Below are 13,241 nucleotides of genomic sequence, written 5' to 3'. Positions count from 1 at the left end.
ATCACAAAAGAATTAAAACAAAACTAAAAGGATTGTCCCCTGTGCAATACAGAGTTCAATCCTTAGTAGCTGCTTAATATATTTGTCTAATTTTTTGGGTTCAGTTCAATATGGGTGTCTTTTCTTTATGAAAAATATCTAACTATCAACCTTTTCCTTATGACTTCTAACATCAACAAAGGGTGATACAAACTATTACATATGTTTGTACCACCCTTTATTGATGCGTTTAGACTTCACAGTTGTTAAAGTTTTAGACTTCTCCCTTAGTGTACCCATATTATTAGAACATCCTGTAATCTGTAGACAAAATGTAGCTAATAAAAACAATATTAATAATTTCTTCAATAAATCCTCCTACATGCATAAAACACCATATGTTACAAAACAAACATAACATCAACTCTTTATAAAAACAATATAATCCTCGGTCCTTAAGCTATCTCTTAACATAGGAGTACCGCTACATATTCATACAGCCAAAATTTTAAAATATCCTCTACTTAAGGAATTTGTAAGTATCAAGTAAGAAAAACGAGAGCTTTGCTTCGTATAATCAAAATATAAAGTGAAGGAAGAAAGATTATTTCTGGGATTAATATGCATGTAACAAGAGAAGAAATCTACATTTTTTTAGAATAATAATATTAGTATGTCCAAGTTTTGGAGATTGCTTGCAAATATTTTGAAGTTTTCGCACCAGAATTCTAATTACCATACCTGTTTTGTACCATCACATATTGGAGGTTGAAACATGAATAAAAAAAAGAAAATACAAAAATCAGTCCTTACCTTTACCCTACTCTTTTCTTTAGGCGTTTCATCTTTCCCGCTTACAACAACTATTCACGCAGATACACATGAGGAACAATCTGCTGAAAAGAAACTAGTCTCTTTAACGGAGCGTACATCATTATTTTTTGAATATCTCCAGAAAGGTAAGTATGCAGAGGCACTACAGTTGACGTCTGCTGCTTTTCAATCCAAGTTTACAGCAACCACATTACAAAACTGGTGGACACAAAGTGGCTGGAGCGGGATAAAAAGTATGGGAACCCCCGTGATAAAAGAACGAAACTTGGTCCATCAGACGGTGGAAATTCCAGCAGATACCGAAGGAACTACCATACCGCTACTCCTTAAATTCACACCTGGCGGGAAAGTAGATGAAATTGGAGAAAGGCCACCCGAGGAATCTTATACCATCCCGCATCCTAGCTATGATCAACCTGACTCCTATCAAGAACGTGAAATCGTCATTGGAAATTCTACCTATCCGTTACCAGCGACATTAACAGTTCCGAAACATAAGCGTGGTGAAAAACTGCCCGTAGTTGTTCTTGTTCATGGTGCTGGCATCCATGATCGCGATAGCACATATATGGGAACAAAAATCTTACGAGACATTGCAGTGGGCCTTTCATCCAACGGAATTGCAGTGTTGCGCTATGAAAAACGCACCTTAGAACATGCATTAAAGATGAGTACAGAACCTGTTACGTTAGACCGTGATACTACAGATGATGCTATATTTGCAGCAAAATCAGCAGCGCAGCAGGAAGGCATTGATCCAAATAATATTTTCATTCTTGGACATAGCCTAGGAGCTGGCACAATGCCACGTATACTAAGCAAAGCACCTTCCTCACTTGTCCGAGGAAGCATCTTACTCGCACCACCTGCACGCTCTTTGACTGAAATTTCCATTGATCAGTATCAATACCTTGGGAAACCAAAGGAAGAAATCGATGAACTAAAAAGACAGGTCGCTTTTATTCAGGATCCTACTTTCAATCCCAATCATCCTCCAGCTGGCTACAATTTTGGGTCACCTCATTTTATGTATGATGTTTCTAGGTGGCGTCCAGTTGAAGAGGCAAAATCACGAAAAGAGCCTTTACTCATTCTGCAAGGAGCACGTGATTATCAAGTAACAGTAAAAGATGAATATACAAAATGGCAGAAAGGACTTTCAAACCGCGGGAATGTTCAGTTCAAAAAATATCCGAAATTGAATCATTTCTTCACGGAGGGTGACGGGGAATTAAGCCTCCCTAGTGAATATGAAATCCCTGCTAACGTTCCCGAATACGTCATCCAGGACATTATTACATGGGTTAACGAGACAAAAAAATAAGCAAACATCAAAAGCCTTCATGCAATCATTATTGCGTGAAGGCTTTTTGAAACTAGTGATTCAGAGATAGCTATTATTTTATATAATATTTGCCCCAAAACGAAAAATTAGAGTCTTTTATAGCAATGAAGTTCATTTTAAGAGCAACCTGTTCTGTGAGCTTAACGGTGATGGGCGGTACCCCTAGAATAAAGAAACAAGAGTAGTTAAAGAGACTACTCTTGTTTCTTTTCCTTCTCTTCTTTTTCAATTTCAGATACTGATTTTGCTGGTTTTTTAATCATTTTATCTAATTCCCCAGAACAACCAAACTTATCCTCAAATTTATCTGTAGTACTTATACTTGCATCAAACCATAATTCCTTATCATTATTTATATATCCTTCTACAGAAGGAACTCCCATTGGACTTACATCATTTTTTGTAAATTTAATAGATTTTACATCTTTAATATTATAGTGAATATATTTTTCTACTCGTTCTTTTTGTTCATTCCAAAACTTTTCTTCTTTTTCTTTTTGTTTTAAGTATTCCATAGTAAAATATCCTCCTGCTATGATCACCACAGCAGATACAATCAAAATCATTACTTTCTTCATTGGAAATCCCCTTATATTCCAAGCTAGTTAACATATGCTCTTTCTAAAGTAGGGTACAGAAACCAAGAGTAGTCGCAAGAACTACTCTTGGTTTTTTTCTTTCTCTTCTTTTTCAATTTCCGATACTGATTTTTCAGGATTTTTTATAAGTTTTCCTAATTTCCCAGAACGCGTAAATTTGTCTTCAAAGTTTTCAGTTGTACTTATACTAGCTATAAAATCTAATTCTTTATTATTATTTATATAACCTTTTATATGAGGAACTCCCATTGGACTTATCTTATTTTCTGTAAATGTAATAGATTTTACATCTTTAATATTATAGTGAATATACTTTTCTACTCGTGCCTCTTGTACTTTCCAAAACTTTTCTTCTTTTTCTTTTTGTTTTAAGTATTCCATAGTAAAATATCCTCCTGCTATAATACAAATAATGGATAAAACAATCACCAATTTCTTTTTCATTTAAAATCCCCTTGTGTTTGAATATATTTAAAATATACCATGAAATGAGTTGAAACATATGAGTGAATTGAAAAAAAATCCAATTGCCACAGATGAAGATTATTTCGAACTATCCGATCAAGTTTATGAACCCGGAGTTTTAGAAATTGAAAAAGAAATAAAAGGGTCAAATAATAAAAAATGGGTAGTTATAGAAACATTTGATGCAGATAAAACAAAAGTAAAAAATGGATTACAAGCAATCGCTGTAGTACCTGCAAATAAGTATAAGCCTGGTAAAAAACAGTATGACGATGTAATCATTGCATTCCGTGGTACTGAATTTGATAGATTCGATGGAGATAAAACCACAGATATAGTTCAAATTACACTTGGACAGAAAAAGAACATTGGTGTAGCAGGCGGAAAAGCTCCGACATCATTTGATAGTGCATTAGAATTTACAGAAAAAATTAAGAAAAAATATAATCCTACATCTATTCACACTACCGGACATAGTAAAGGTGCTGCGGAGGCTCAATATGTAGCAGCAGAAATGAATTGTTATGCAACAACATATGCGGCACCAAATATTTATAGATTACTAAGTGATAAAGCAAAAAAACGAGTAGATGAAGGCGTAATGGAAAATAAAGTAGTAGATTATACTCATAAAGAAGATGCTGTAGGAAATTTCAATCAATTTGGAGCACCTATGATTGGTAAACAATTTACAACGAAAAGTAATGGAACAGATAGTATTCTCGCGGCTGTATTTATGGGACAACATCCAATGTCAACATTTCTAGAAATGTTCCACAATAATGGTAGTGTTCGACTAGAATTAGAACCAGATGATATCATTCGTCATGCAAAAGAGATACAAAAAATAAGCGATATATTATCTGATATTATTAGAAATATAGAAAGATTTCAACAACAAGAAGAAGAGGAAGTTGCGAAATTAAAGAGTCAATTGAAGCATGAGACAGGCCCTGGAGGAAAATATCATCTGTTAGAAGAACATGAAGTAGATGAAGCAATTAGAGAGGTTGCAAAAATATCCCAAAACGGAAAAGACTATTTTCATGATGTACAACTAGCAGAAGAACTAATTCATCTTTTACGGAAAAAACAAAAAGAATTGATTCATTTTGGAGATGATATTGCTTATGCAGCTAATTCATTACGAGATAAAGATAATCAATTAGGAACAAATTTTGAAGGACTGGCGGCGAGATAATATGATGGATTTTATAGGGGAAATTCAAAAAATAGAGAAAGAAATAGAGAAAGCTACAGTTGGTGCAGTTGGAACTATTATAGATGAGTTGCAAGCTGTTAAAAAGCAATTAGAAAAAGAACTGCAACAATCACTTTTAAAAACTGATGTAGCATTCAAAACAAATAGCATAGTAGCAAGCCAAAAACATGCCATTCAAAAAAACAAAGAAGCATTTCATGATGTATGCAAAAGTTTATCTGAACAAGGAATTGAATTAAACAAAAGTTTTGAAAGCAAAACAGGTAGTGCAATAAAAGAAACATTACATAAACATCTCGATCAAATTCGAAATGAAATGATTTCTAAACAATATGATTTAATTAATAGTTGTGGAAAAAAATAAAAAATTTCTATTATTATTTTAATCTATATGTATTAGAAAAAGTCCCCTTATGTAGGACTTTTTCTAATACACGAATAGATGCTATATTATCAAGCATTGCTCCTGCTTCAATTCTATGTAGCTTTAATTCCCTAAAAGCAAAATATACAACAAGTTGAAGAGCCTCTGTTGTATAGCCCTTTGCATTATGCTCCTTATCTAAAGTAAATCCTGTATAACAGCTTTGGAGGTCTCCCCTAACAATTTGAGTTAATGAAATGTCTCCGATCAGTTTATCATTTTCTCTTAAAAAGATTCCAAAAGGATTACTTGCCCTTCAGCTTTCTTTTTTCATACTTGTTCAAGACGTATTTTTTGATGTTATTTTGTATAAAAAACTTTTGGGAGCAACCTGTTCGAAAAATTGATAAAGAATAAGCGATTGAAGGATGAAAACAGAAGACTACAAGGAAAACTGTATGAACAAATATAATGAAACAAGGCTCTTACTTTGTAGTGGTATCCACGAAGTAAGAGCCTTGTTTTTTCTACTCATTTTTTATATCAGTCTTGATTTTCCGATGGAAAGGCACAGAAAATCTACTACAGAAGGTGTGATACCTCTAGGATTAACAAATTCTTTAAATTTCTGTGTACTACGTACAAGCCCTCTACTTTTGGCATGTGCCTCTAATTCAGCTCGAACTTGTATTGTATCCGGAGCCATTCTTTCTAAAGCATGTTCAGAATATTTACGAACATTGATTTCAAGTTTTTAAAACTCATTTATTGTAACTGTAAAATGTGGCTTGAATTTTACTTCGATTTTTTTCTTTTCTTCTGTACCTAGAATGTATAGTGAATCATTACGAGTATATATTTCTTTCACTGATTCCATCTTGGTTTCTATGATACGTTTGTCTTCGTATAGCATTATTAATTCAGCTGTTGCATCATAATAGAACATATTCATAACCAGTTCAAATCCAAGTTTATCAATTTTACTATATCGATACGCACCTGCACCTGGAATATAGTAATCTTCTGGTTCGCTTTCGAAAATTTCTAGTAACTCATACTTATCATGCTTAATATCCAATATTCCTCAACCTTTTTGTCATAGATTACTTACTATGCTATTCATTCTATTCTTTTTTCTTTGCGGGAACAACTGTGATAACGTCACCTTTATCATTTATAACTACGTAGCCTTCGTCTCTAACGTATTTCCCAGTACCAGGATTGTCTCCTGGTTTGCGAGTGCCCGTTTTTATAATATCTTCAACTACATTTGGAGTCATTCCTCGAGGATCAACTTTTTTTAATTCTTCCATGTATTTATCTGATCCGAATGTATACCCTTTTCTTTCAGCTCGCTCACGTGCTCGTTTTGTAAGCTCCGCTCGAACTTGAACTGTATCAGGTGCCATTCTTTCAAGTGCATGTTCAGAGTACTTACGTCCATCAATGACGCCGCCACCTCTTGGCATACTCCATCCAATCTCTTCAGTTACCTTTGATACTTTTCCTAAATCCTTCGCTTTTTGCTCTAACTCTCCATATTTACCAAATACTCGACCAATAACTTTAGGAGTGCCACCTACAACTGTAGAAACAGTTCCCCATACATAATCATTCGGCTCATATTTTCTGTCTGTGAAAAATTCTCTTCCATTATAAATTTGTAAACCTTGTTTAATTTGTCCAACAACTGGAATAAAATCAAGCGCCATAGATCATCTTTCCCTTATTTTCAAAAGGACCTGCTCAATTAATTCTTAAAAACATAAGGTAAAGTGAACCCATTAAAATCCATGGAATGAACCCTAGTTTTACCCTCTAATTTAAAGGAGGCACTATTGTTATGGGATATGGTGGTAGTTGCGGCGAAGGCTGCGGTTTCGCTGGAGGATTCGCTTTATTAGTTGTATTGTTTATTTTATTAATCATTATCGGATGCAGTTGCTTCTGCTAAAAAACTATTGGAAAAGGCACCCTTATATGGGCGCCTTTTTGTATATTAAAAACCTCCCTATTTCCGTAGGCGGGCTAAATGTGATTTTGCACAATTGAGTTATAGCAAAATCATTTATATTGAAAGTAATGAAAATTAACTTAGTAATCCTAATACCTTAATAATCTCAATTATTTTATTATCTTTTATTTTGAAATAAAGCCTTTTCCCTATACGTTCACTAATTACAATATTTCCAAAGGCTAATTTACGCAAATGTTGTACAATCAAATCCTCTGTAATTCTTGTTTGCTTACTTAAATCAGAAACTGACAACGATCCATATGTAATCAATTTACAAACAATTGATAAGCGAGTAGAATTCCCTAATAACCCCAAAACTTTTATACTTTCGGTATAGAAACTAAAATCCATATGAAAAGCATGTAACAGATCTTCCAACCTCCTAAAATAAGATGAATATCAACCAAAATATCTTAACATAAAAATAGTAAAAAGCACCCTAAAATATACCAAATATTCATTGAGAAAAATGATACTTGAATGGGAGTCCAATACATATTATTAAAATTAATGTGTATTGGACTTTCCATCCTCAATGAATGGAAAGTAGAGATGCTTCAATTATGTACCGATCTGGAGCGTCTCCTATATAGTCAAAAGGATAACAAGTTGTTAATGTTAATGTTGGCTCACTTTTTTCTACAATAACTGTTCGATCTTCTGAATCTGTTATCCAATGCTTGTTAATTTCATATGTATATGTTTTATTTTCATATTCCACGATAAGTTGGTCATTTTCCTTTAATTGACCAAGCTCGGTAAAAACAGTATCTCTATGTCCACTTAAAACTGTATGACCATTTCCAGATGGTGTAGTAGTTAAGTCACTAACAAACATACCTACACCCTTTTTTAGTACTTTATCATCAGCTCCCCAATATATAGAGTATTTCTTTTGTATTTTAGGGATAATTAAATATGCTACTTTATCTCCTAACTGATGGTTTACCTTTGAAGCAGGAATTTGTACAGGTTTTTCTTGTAATGAAGTGTCAGTCTTTATCTCTGTCTCTGTTTGATTGATATTTTGCGTTTCATTTTCTTTAGAAGGTGTGGAGGTCTCATATTGTTTAGCCTCGTTAGTTGTTAACGACTCTGCTGATTGTCTAGCACTATACCATTCTAGAAAATAATAGGAAAAGATAGTAAGTCCAATAACAGTTAAACATAAGCCTATCCATTGTTTTTTATTCACTTTTATCACTCCATTTGAAAACGACAGGATTTCTCCTGCCGTTTTAAGGAACTATTTTATGCGTTTGTCTTTTTACGACGGAACATTAATACAGCTCCAGCTAATGCTAATCCTAAGCTTGCTAGCATCATTGTAACACCGTTTGATGCTGTATTAGGTAATTTTTCACCTTGTTTTTTTGTTTCTTTTTTCACAACTGTATTAGTATTTTTCTTTGTTTCTTTTGCAGTTGTTTGAGGCTTAGTTTGTTCTTGTTTATTATTTGTTGTTTGGTTGTTTTGTTTTGAATTCTCTTGCTTAGTATTTTCTTGTTTAACAGGTTCTTGTTTAGTATTTTCTTGTTTAGGTTGTTCTTGAGGTTTAGTAGTTTCTTTATTTTCTGTTGTAGTATTTGTGCTCTTTGGATATTTATAATCTTCACATGGAATGCCGTCTTTATCATTATCTAAACGGTGCGGATCATTTCCAACACCATATCCATTTTGATCCCAGAATGCTTGAGCATCTTGTTGACTTTTAAAATGGCCACAGTTTTTTGTATCATTAGGACTCTTAGCTGCAAATGCAGAAGAACTGTACCCCACTGTTAATAGTGTTACCGCTGTTGCTGAAGCTAATAATTTTTTCATAAATTTCTTTATCCCCCTAAATGGTATGTATTTACATTGAAATATTTTACATTTAAAAAATTAAAAATACAATAATAATTTGTAGATAAATGTAAGATTTCTAGATAATAATACCAAACTATTAATTCGTATATTGTCATATTATGTCGAAAGAAAATAAAAAAAGAGCCAAGGCCCTCTTTAATAACTACTAATAACCATAATCACTATTCTCACAGTAATATGAATTTGATTTATCACAACAAATATATGTTATTTGTTGGATAAATAATGGAATCAGTAAAGCGTTAGCTGTAGTAGCATTTGAGACAGTAATACTTTGAAAACATCCTCAAGTAAGAAAGTTTTTGTATCTCCTGGTGTTAATGTAATTATTACAATTCTACATGTCTAATGAGGAAAAATATACCGTATACTATATACAGTTGGATATTATCAGGAATCATTTTGCACGAAAGAAAAGACACTCTATATGAGTGTCTTTTCCAATAGTTTTTAGCAGAAGCAAGAAGCTCCAACGATGATTAATAAAATGAATAACACAACTAATAAAGCAAAGCCTCCAGAAAAGCCACAACCGCCACAACTACCACCGTAACCCATAATAGTTCCTCCTTTAGATAAGAGGGGAAAACTAAGGTTCACTCATGTATTTTAATGGATTCGTTTCATCTTATGTTTTTTCGTATTGATTGAGCAGGTCCTTTCGAAAACTATTCACATATTAACTATATTTTTAAAAATGAATAATTCGACTATAACAATAAATAGATAAATTAATATAATGTATTAATTCTAAAAGAAGGGAGGAATAGCCATGCAATTAGTTTGTTTTAAAATAGTAAGTGGTCAGTATTTCTTGTTTGTAGAAGGTATTCAAATTCCTGTACCAATTCCAGCAGTTGCTGCAGCTTTATTAATTGGTTTAGGAGTAATTCCACTTTGTTCTTAATGTAAGGAATTCGGATCATTCCTATCTTTCCATTGGAAAAGCCTCAAGTATATGAATACTTGAGGCTTTCTTTATATCAAAGAAAAAACACCTTACAGCGCTTGAAGATCTCCTGATTTAAATAATGCGGCCGTTACATCATCACCGAAAGTATTGAAACAGAATACTTGCTCGTCTACCTTATCCATTACTGTAGCTTCACCTATCTTGCCACCTTGAAGTTTAATAAAATAGTTATGTTCTTCTAAAATTTCACTAAAATCTCTATTTGCCCATCTTTCAGTAATTGCTAATAGCTCTTCTTTATTCTTGAAATTGTTTCCGTTTAGAATGTTTCTTACTTTCTCTGCATTCTTTTTGGACATAGGGGTTGCTCCCTTTCCTTCACACGCTTTTACTTTTTGATGAGTCATGCTATGCATAGCTGAAATAACTTCTTCTTCAGTAGAAGTTACTGTAATGTGAAGTTGTGCATTTGAACCTTTCACTTCTGCTTCATTCGATAGTGTGTCTTCTTTATTAACCTCTGCAAAAACATGGTCCTCACTCTCAAGCGGGACTTCAGCAAACTGTAACATTCCATAAGTCATACCAGTTGCAAGTACTACTACACCTATAATAGATGCTAGCCAATACGTTAGCTTTTTGTCCATCTTCATTTCCCCTGTCTTCGTTTAAATATCTTAACTAAAGAGTACCATATTTAATTCCTTTTTATTGAAGTGTCTCTAATTTTTACTATAAAAAACGTATAAATCATTTAATACCAATATAACAACTTCACAATCATGACTATGCCTATTCTCATAACAGGATCTATATACGATGTCACTAAATCATCTGGTGAACTATTAGTTATTAGTACGGCTTTGCATCCTTATTCTCAAAAAGGATAATTATTGTACATACCAATTCTTATGTATAAAGACACCCAAAACAAGTGTTACGAAAAAAATATAAAAAAGACATCTTTTCTAGGGAAAGATGTCTTTTTTATATAAACCTTAATGTTCGTTCTGTAAAACCCTCGCTGCCTTTACTCCTTCTTTCTCTTCTTTTAAGAATAACGATACGATAAATGCAACAATAATAAAGATTAACCCAAGTGCAAATGCACCTTGGAACCCTGACGTTAAACCGTTTAACTTCTCTACTGGATCCAGTGGATTTGCGGAGCTTTCCATATACTTAGTTGTTCCTGAAGACATTTTCGAAATAAAGATAGCTGTACCAATTGCACCAGCTACTTGTTGCAACGTACTAAATAGTGCTGTTCCGTGCGGATATAAATCTGGTGTTAATTGATTTAAACCGTATGTTTGTGCTGTCATGACAAACATGAGTCCAACCATTAATACGCTATGCATGACAATAATTTGTACCATTGATGTATCAGGAGTAATGCCTTTAAATAAGAACATTGCAATTCCTACTAAGACAATGCCGGGAACGATAATAACTTTCGGACTAAATTTATCAAATAGTTTACCTGCGATTGGTCCCATTATGGCGCTAATAACACTTCCCGGAAGCATGATAATTCCTGATTTAAAAGCTGTAACGAGTAAAACGGTTTGCAGGAACATCGGTAATAAAGTCATCGTTGAAAATAGCGACATCATCACAATGACAATTAATCCAACTGATAATGTAAACATCGGAACTTTAAATGCTCGTAATTCTAAAATTGGATTCTCAATTTTCAATTGTCGAACGGCAAAAATACATAATGAGATAAGCCCAACAATTAAAGTGCCATACACTTTTGCATCGGACCATCCTAAATCACCCGATGCACTAAAGCTATACACAAGCCCGCCAAATCCTAATGTCGATAAAAGGATAGATGGGTAATCTACTTTTGGCCTTGTTAATTCTGAAACATTTTGAATGTACTTCATCCCAATCATAATGGAAATAATCACGATAGGAATAACAATATAGAATAACCAGCGCCAATTTAATGAATCCACAATTACTCCAGATAATGTAGGGCCAATTGCCGGAGCTGCCATCATCACGAGTGCGATTAATCCCATTGTCGCACCACGTTTTTCAGGTGGACAAATGATTAAAATCGTATTCATTAATAACGGTGTAATTAACCCCGTCGCTACAGCTTGGACGATACGGCCAATTAATAAAACGGAAAATGTCGGTGCGAATCCCGCAATTAATGTACCGACTAAAAACGTTACCATAGCGATCAAAAACATTTGTCTCGTTGTGAGCCATTGCTGAAGTAATGCTGTAATTGGAACTAAAACCCCAACTACTAACATGTATGCTGTAGAAAGCCATTGAATCGTTGAAGCCGTTACGTCAAATTCTTTCATTAATACCGTTAACGCATTTCCAAGTAATGTTTCATTTAATAATGCAACCATTGCACCTAAAAGTAATGCAATTAAAATGGGGGTATGTTTCAAATTAGAAGTATCAACTTTGCCACTTGTAGGGCTCTTAGTTGTCATATTCATTTACAGATTCTCCTCCTGTTTCTTACTTAAAAAACTTTAAATACACCGGAACACATGTAATATAATATACATATGTAGATTAAAAAGGGAGAATCAATTTTCAACCACTGTATATTTAATCTACAAAAAAGGAGAATTGTAGATGAACGATAGTGAAAAACAACTTGATTTACGTATTAGACGTACACATAAATTACTGTGGGATTCCTTATTTGAATTAATGACGCAATCAAAACAGAAATATAGTACGATCACGATTAACCAAATATGTGACCGCGCAATGGTACACCGAACAACCTTTTATAAACACTTCGAAGATAAAGATGCTTTATTAACATTTGGATTTAAACGATACAGCAAGATGATTGCTGAAATACCGGTTTCAGATCGATTAAGTAAACCATTTCAAGTAATGGAACAATTTCTACACCATGAAGAAATCGGTAAAATATTAGAAACGCAAATGTCTGATGAACAATTTATTAACCGAACACAGCATTTAAGTCACGAAACGAGAAAACAAGAAATAGAAGCGTTAAATCAACTGCACAAAAATCATACGATGCCCAATGATTTAATCATTGAATTTTATTCAGGGGCAATCACCTCATTAAGCGCATGGTGGTTTAAAAATAAAAAAAGCGTTTCTGCTGCTGAAATGGATAGGTACCTCCACCAACTCATTAATCGGGATATTTTTCAGTTTGAAGAGGAATAAGACTACATCTTTTCAATCATGCAATCAAATTGACCACAAAATAGGAATATGATATATTTTCCGTAGAATACTATATAAGTATGACATCAAATAAAATGGCATATAATAAAAAGAAGAGATGCGCTAACATCTCTTCCCTAACTGCTACCGCTTAGGGTGGTGGTTATTATAAGCTATTTCTTTTTGCGGAACCCACCCTTTTGCTTGTGACGGCGCGGAGTGGGTTTTTTGTTGTCCTTATCCAGAAGTTGCTTCCGCAAAAAATACGCTGAAACTTCGCGCACAGTCGCTTTGACAAACTCTTTTACAAGGTCAAACAAAAACTCCATATTATCACCTCCTCGTATGATTAAGTTAGGTTTTTTAGGGACGGGATGTACCTATAAACCCAAGAGTATCTATTTTTATGAGATACTTAAATTTGTAGATAGAGTGTTGCCGA

Annotated in this window: 18 protein-coding genes and 1 pseudogene; 7 read left to right on the top strand and 12 right to left on the bottom strand. The window is 33.7% G+C overall.

The window, feature by feature from the left end; translation table 11 throughout:
* Both ACS2CR_RS31145 and ACS2CR_RS31140 read left to right on the top strand, forming a co-directional pair.
* Positions 1–77: IS3 family transposase (locus tag ACS2CR_RS31145; RefSeq protein WP_139784074.1), on the top strand; the 77-nt coding region annotated here is incomplete at its 5' end.
* A 677-nt stretch (positions 78–754) separates the two neighbouring features.
* Complete coding sequence (locus ACS2CR_RS31140; RefSeq protein WP_139894344.1) at positions 755–2,137, top strand: alpha/beta hydrolase; 1,383 nt, start codon at positions 755–757, stop codon at positions 2,135–2,137.
* Between the two features lie 215 nt (positions 2,138–2,352).
* Here the strand turns inward: ACS2CR_RS31140 and ACS2CR_RS31135 are convergent, their stop codons facing one another.
* Together ACS2CR_RS31135 and ACS2CR_RS31130 are read right to left on the bottom strand one after the other, a co-directional pair.
* The gene (locus ACS2CR_RS31135) at positions 2,353–2,736 is read right to left on the bottom strand and encodes a DUF1433 domain-containing protein (RefSeq protein WP_000757417.1); all 384 of its coding nucleotides are present in this window, start codon (positions 2,734–2,736) and stop codon (positions 2,353–2,355) included.
* Positions 2,737–2,817: 81 nt separating this feature from the next.
* Positions 2,818–3,201 (bottom strand): DUF1433 domain-containing protein, encoded by a 384-nt coding sequence (locus ACS2CR_RS31130; protein ID WP_071740857.1) that lies wholly within the window; start codon positions 3,199–3,201, stop codon positions 2,818–2,820.
* A 58-nt stretch (positions 3,202–3,259) separates the two neighbouring features.
* Here ACS2CR_RS31130 and ACS2CR_RS31125 point away from each other — a divergent pair, with 58 nt between their 5' ends.
* Both ACS2CR_RS31125 and ACS2CR_RS31120 read left to right on the top strand, forming a co-directional pair.
* Positions 3,260–4,423 (top strand): hypothetical protein, encoded by a 1,164-nt coding sequence (locus ACS2CR_RS31125; protein WP_098396352.1) that lies wholly within the window; start codon positions 3,260–3,262, stop codon positions 4,421–4,423.
* Position 4,424: 1 nt separating this feature from the next.
* Positions 4,425–4,808: a hypothetical protein gene (locus ACS2CR_RS31120; protein WP_000968627.1), complete on the top strand. Its 384-nt coding sequence runs from the start codon at positions 4,425–4,427 to the stop codon at positions 4,806–4,808.
* A gap of 55 nt (positions 4,809–4,863) precedes the next feature.
* Here ACS2CR_RS31120 and ACS2CR_RS31115 read toward each other — a convergent pair.
* The 3 genes and pseudogenes from ACS2CR_RS31115 to ACS2CR_RS31105 form a co-directional block, all read right to left on the bottom strand.
* Positions 4,864–5,201: pseudogene (locus ACS2CR_RS31115) on the bottom strand (GNAT family N-acetyltransferase); the annotation flags it as partial.
* A gap of 361 nt (positions 5,202–5,562) precedes the next feature.
* Positions 5,563–5,886: a hypothetical protein gene (locus ACS2CR_RS31110; RefSeq protein WP_153602974.1), complete on the bottom strand. Its 324-nt coding sequence runs from the start codon at positions 5,884–5,886 to the stop codon at positions 5,563–5,565.
* Positions 5,887–5,932: 46 nt separating this feature from the next.
* Positions 5,933–6,520, bottom strand: a complete 588-nt coding sequence (locus tag ACS2CR_RS31105) for a hypothetical protein (protein ID WP_139894343.1) — start codon at positions 6,518–6,520, stop codon at positions 5,933–5,935.
* Positions 6,521–6,651: 131 nt separating this feature from the next.
* On the opposite strand from ACS2CR_RS31105, the gene ACS2CR_RS31100 reads away from it, so the two are divergent.
* Positions 6,652–6,762 (top strand): YjcZ family sporulation protein, encoded by a 111-nt coding sequence (locus ACS2CR_RS31100; RefSeq protein ID WP_000540371.1) that lies wholly within the window; start codon positions 6,652–6,654, stop codon positions 6,760–6,762.
* 135 nt (positions 6,763–6,897) lie between these two features.
* Here ACS2CR_RS31100 and ACS2CR_RS31095 read toward each other — a convergent pair whose 3' ends face one another.
* From ACS2CR_RS31095 to ACS2CR_RS31080, 4 genes are all read right to left on the bottom strand, one after another.
* Positions 6,898–7,176 (bottom strand): ArsR/SmtB family transcription factor, encoded by a 279-nt coding sequence (locus tag ACS2CR_RS31095; protein ID WP_070757265.1) that lies wholly within the window; start codon positions 7,174–7,176, stop codon positions 6,898–6,900.
* A gap of 181 nt (positions 7,177–7,357) precedes the next feature.
* Entirely contained in the window at positions 7,358–8,020 is a 663-nt protein-coding gene (locus ACS2CR_RS31090) for a class D sortase (protein WP_001036101.1), read from the bottom strand.
* Positions 8,021–8,076: 56 nt separating this feature from the next.
* Positions 8,077–8,649, bottom strand: coding sequence for an excalibur calcium-binding domain-containing protein (locus tag ACS2CR_RS31085; RefSeq protein ID WP_153602973.1), 573 nt, complete (start codon positions 8,647–8,649; stop codon positions 8,077–8,079).
* 495 nt (positions 8,650–9,144) lie between these two features.
* Positions 9,145–9,252, bottom strand: a complete 108-nt coding sequence (locus tag ACS2CR_RS31080) for a YjcZ family sporulation protein (RefSeq protein ID WP_000540375.1) — start codon at positions 9,250–9,252, stop codon at positions 9,145–9,147.
* A 214-nt stretch (positions 9,253–9,466) separates the two neighbouring features.
* Here ACS2CR_RS31080 and ACS2CR_RS31075 point away from each other — a divergent pair, with 214 nt between their 5' ends.
* Positions 9,467–9,601, top strand: coding sequence for a hypothetical protein (locus tag ACS2CR_RS31075; RefSeq protein WP_001177693.1), 135 nt, complete (start codon positions 9,467–9,469; stop codon positions 9,599–9,601).
* Positions 9,602–9,693: 92 nt separating this feature from the next.
* On the opposite strand, the gene ACS2CR_RS31070 is transcribed toward ACS2CR_RS31075, so the two are convergent.
* Both ACS2CR_RS31070 and ACS2CR_RS31065 read right to left on the bottom strand, forming a co-directional pair.
* Positions 9,694–10,254 (bottom strand): PRK06770 family protein, encoded by a 561-nt coding sequence (locus ACS2CR_RS31070; protein WP_053565120.1) that lies wholly within the window; start codon positions 10,252–10,254, stop codon positions 9,694–9,696.
* A 351-nt stretch (positions 10,255–10,605) separates the two neighbouring features.
* Entirely contained in the window at positions 10,606–12,081 is a 1,476-nt protein-coding gene (locus ACS2CR_RS31065) for an MDR family MFS transporter (protein WP_001057560.1), read from the bottom strand.
* Between the two features lie 142 nt (positions 12,082–12,223).
* Between ACS2CR_RS31065 and ACS2CR_RS31060 the strand changes: the two genes are divergently transcribed.
* A complete protein-coding gene (locus tag ACS2CR_RS31060; RefSeq protein ID WP_153602971.1) occupies positions 12,224–12,799 on the top strand; it encodes a TetR/AcrR family transcriptional regulator in 576 nt (191 codons plus the stop codon).
* Between the two features lie 173 nt (positions 12,800–12,972).
* Here ACS2CR_RS31060 and ACS2CR_RS31055 read toward each other — a convergent pair whose 3' ends face one another.
* On the bottom strand, positions 12,973–13,128 hold the full coding sequence (locus ACS2CR_RS31055) for a hypothetical protein (RefSeq protein WP_000394753.1): 156 nt from the start codon (positions 13,126–13,128) through the stop codon (positions 12,973–12,975).
* Positions 13,129–13,241 lie beyond the last annotated feature (113 nt).

It is taken from the genome of Bacillus cereus group sp. BceL291, assembly GCF_051776705.1.
GTDB lineage: Bacteria > Bacillota > Bacilli > Bacillales > Bacillaceae_G > Bacillus_A > Bacillus_A cereus.
The sequence above is the reverse complement of the archived record's forward strand: the minus strand, read 5'-3'. Positions and strand labels throughout refer to the sequence as shown.

Bases quoted from the DNA above. Each gene is read 5' to 3' on its own strand.
- ACS2CR_RS31140 (WP_139894344.1), top strand. From the start codon at position 755: ATGAATAAAAAAAAGAAAATACAAAAATCAGTCCTTACCTTTACCCTA.
- ACS2CR_RS31135 (WP_000757417.1), bottom strand. From the start codon at position 2,736: ATGAAGAAAGTAATGATTTTGATTGTATCTGCTGTGGTGATCATAGCA.
- ACS2CR_RS31130 (WP_071740857.1), bottom strand. From the start codon at position 3,201: ATGAAAAAGAAATTGGTGATTGTTTTATCCATTATTTGTATTATAGCA.
- ACS2CR_RS31125 (WP_098396352.1), top strand. From the start codon at position 3,260: ATGAGTGAATTGAAAAAAAATCCAATTGCCACAGATGAAGATTATTTC.
- ACS2CR_RS31120 (WP_000968627.1), top strand. From the start codon at position 4,425: ATGATGGATTTTATAGGGGAAATTCAAAAAATAGAGAAAGAAATAGAG.
- ACS2CR_RS31105 (WP_139894343.1), bottom strand. From the start codon at position 6,520: ATGGCGCTTGATTTTATTCCAGTTGTTGGACAAATTAAACAAGGTTTA.
- ACS2CR_RS31100 (WP_000540371.1), top strand. From the start codon at position 6,652: ATGGGATATGGTGGTAGTTGCGGCGAAGGCTGCGGTTTCGCTGGAGGA.
- ACS2CR_RS31095 (WP_070757265.1), bottom strand. From the start codon at position 7,176: ATGGATTTTAGTTTCTATACCGAAAGTATAAAAGTTTTGGGGTTATTA.
- ACS2CR_RS31085 (WP_153602973.1), bottom strand. From the start codon at position 8,649: ATGAAAAAATTATTAGCTTCAGCAACAGCGGTAACACTATTAACAGTG.
- ACS2CR_RS31080 (WP_000540375.1), bottom strand. From the start codon at position 9,252: ATGGGTTACGGTGGTAGTTGTGGCGGTTGTGGCTTTTCTGGAGGCTTT.
- ACS2CR_RS31075 (WP_001177693.1), top strand. From the start codon at position 9,467: ATGCAATTAGTTTGTTTTAAAATAGTAAGTGGTCAGTATTTCTTGTTT.
- ACS2CR_RS31070 (WP_053565120.1), bottom strand. From the start codon at position 10,254: ATGGACAAAAAGCTAACGTATTGGCTAGCATCTATTATAGGTGTAGTA.
- ACS2CR_RS31065 (WP_001057560.1), bottom strand. From the start codon at position 12,081: ATGAATATGACAACTAAGAGCCCTACAAGTGGCAAAGTTGATACTTCT.
- ACS2CR_RS31060 (WP_153602971.1), top strand. From the start codon at position 12,224: ATGAACGATAGTGAAAAACAACTTGATTTACGTATTAGACGTACACAT.
- ACS2CR_RS31055 (WP_000394753.1), bottom strand. From the start codon at position 13,128: ATGGAGTTTTTGTTTGACCTTGTAAAAGAGTTTGTCAAAGCGACTGTG.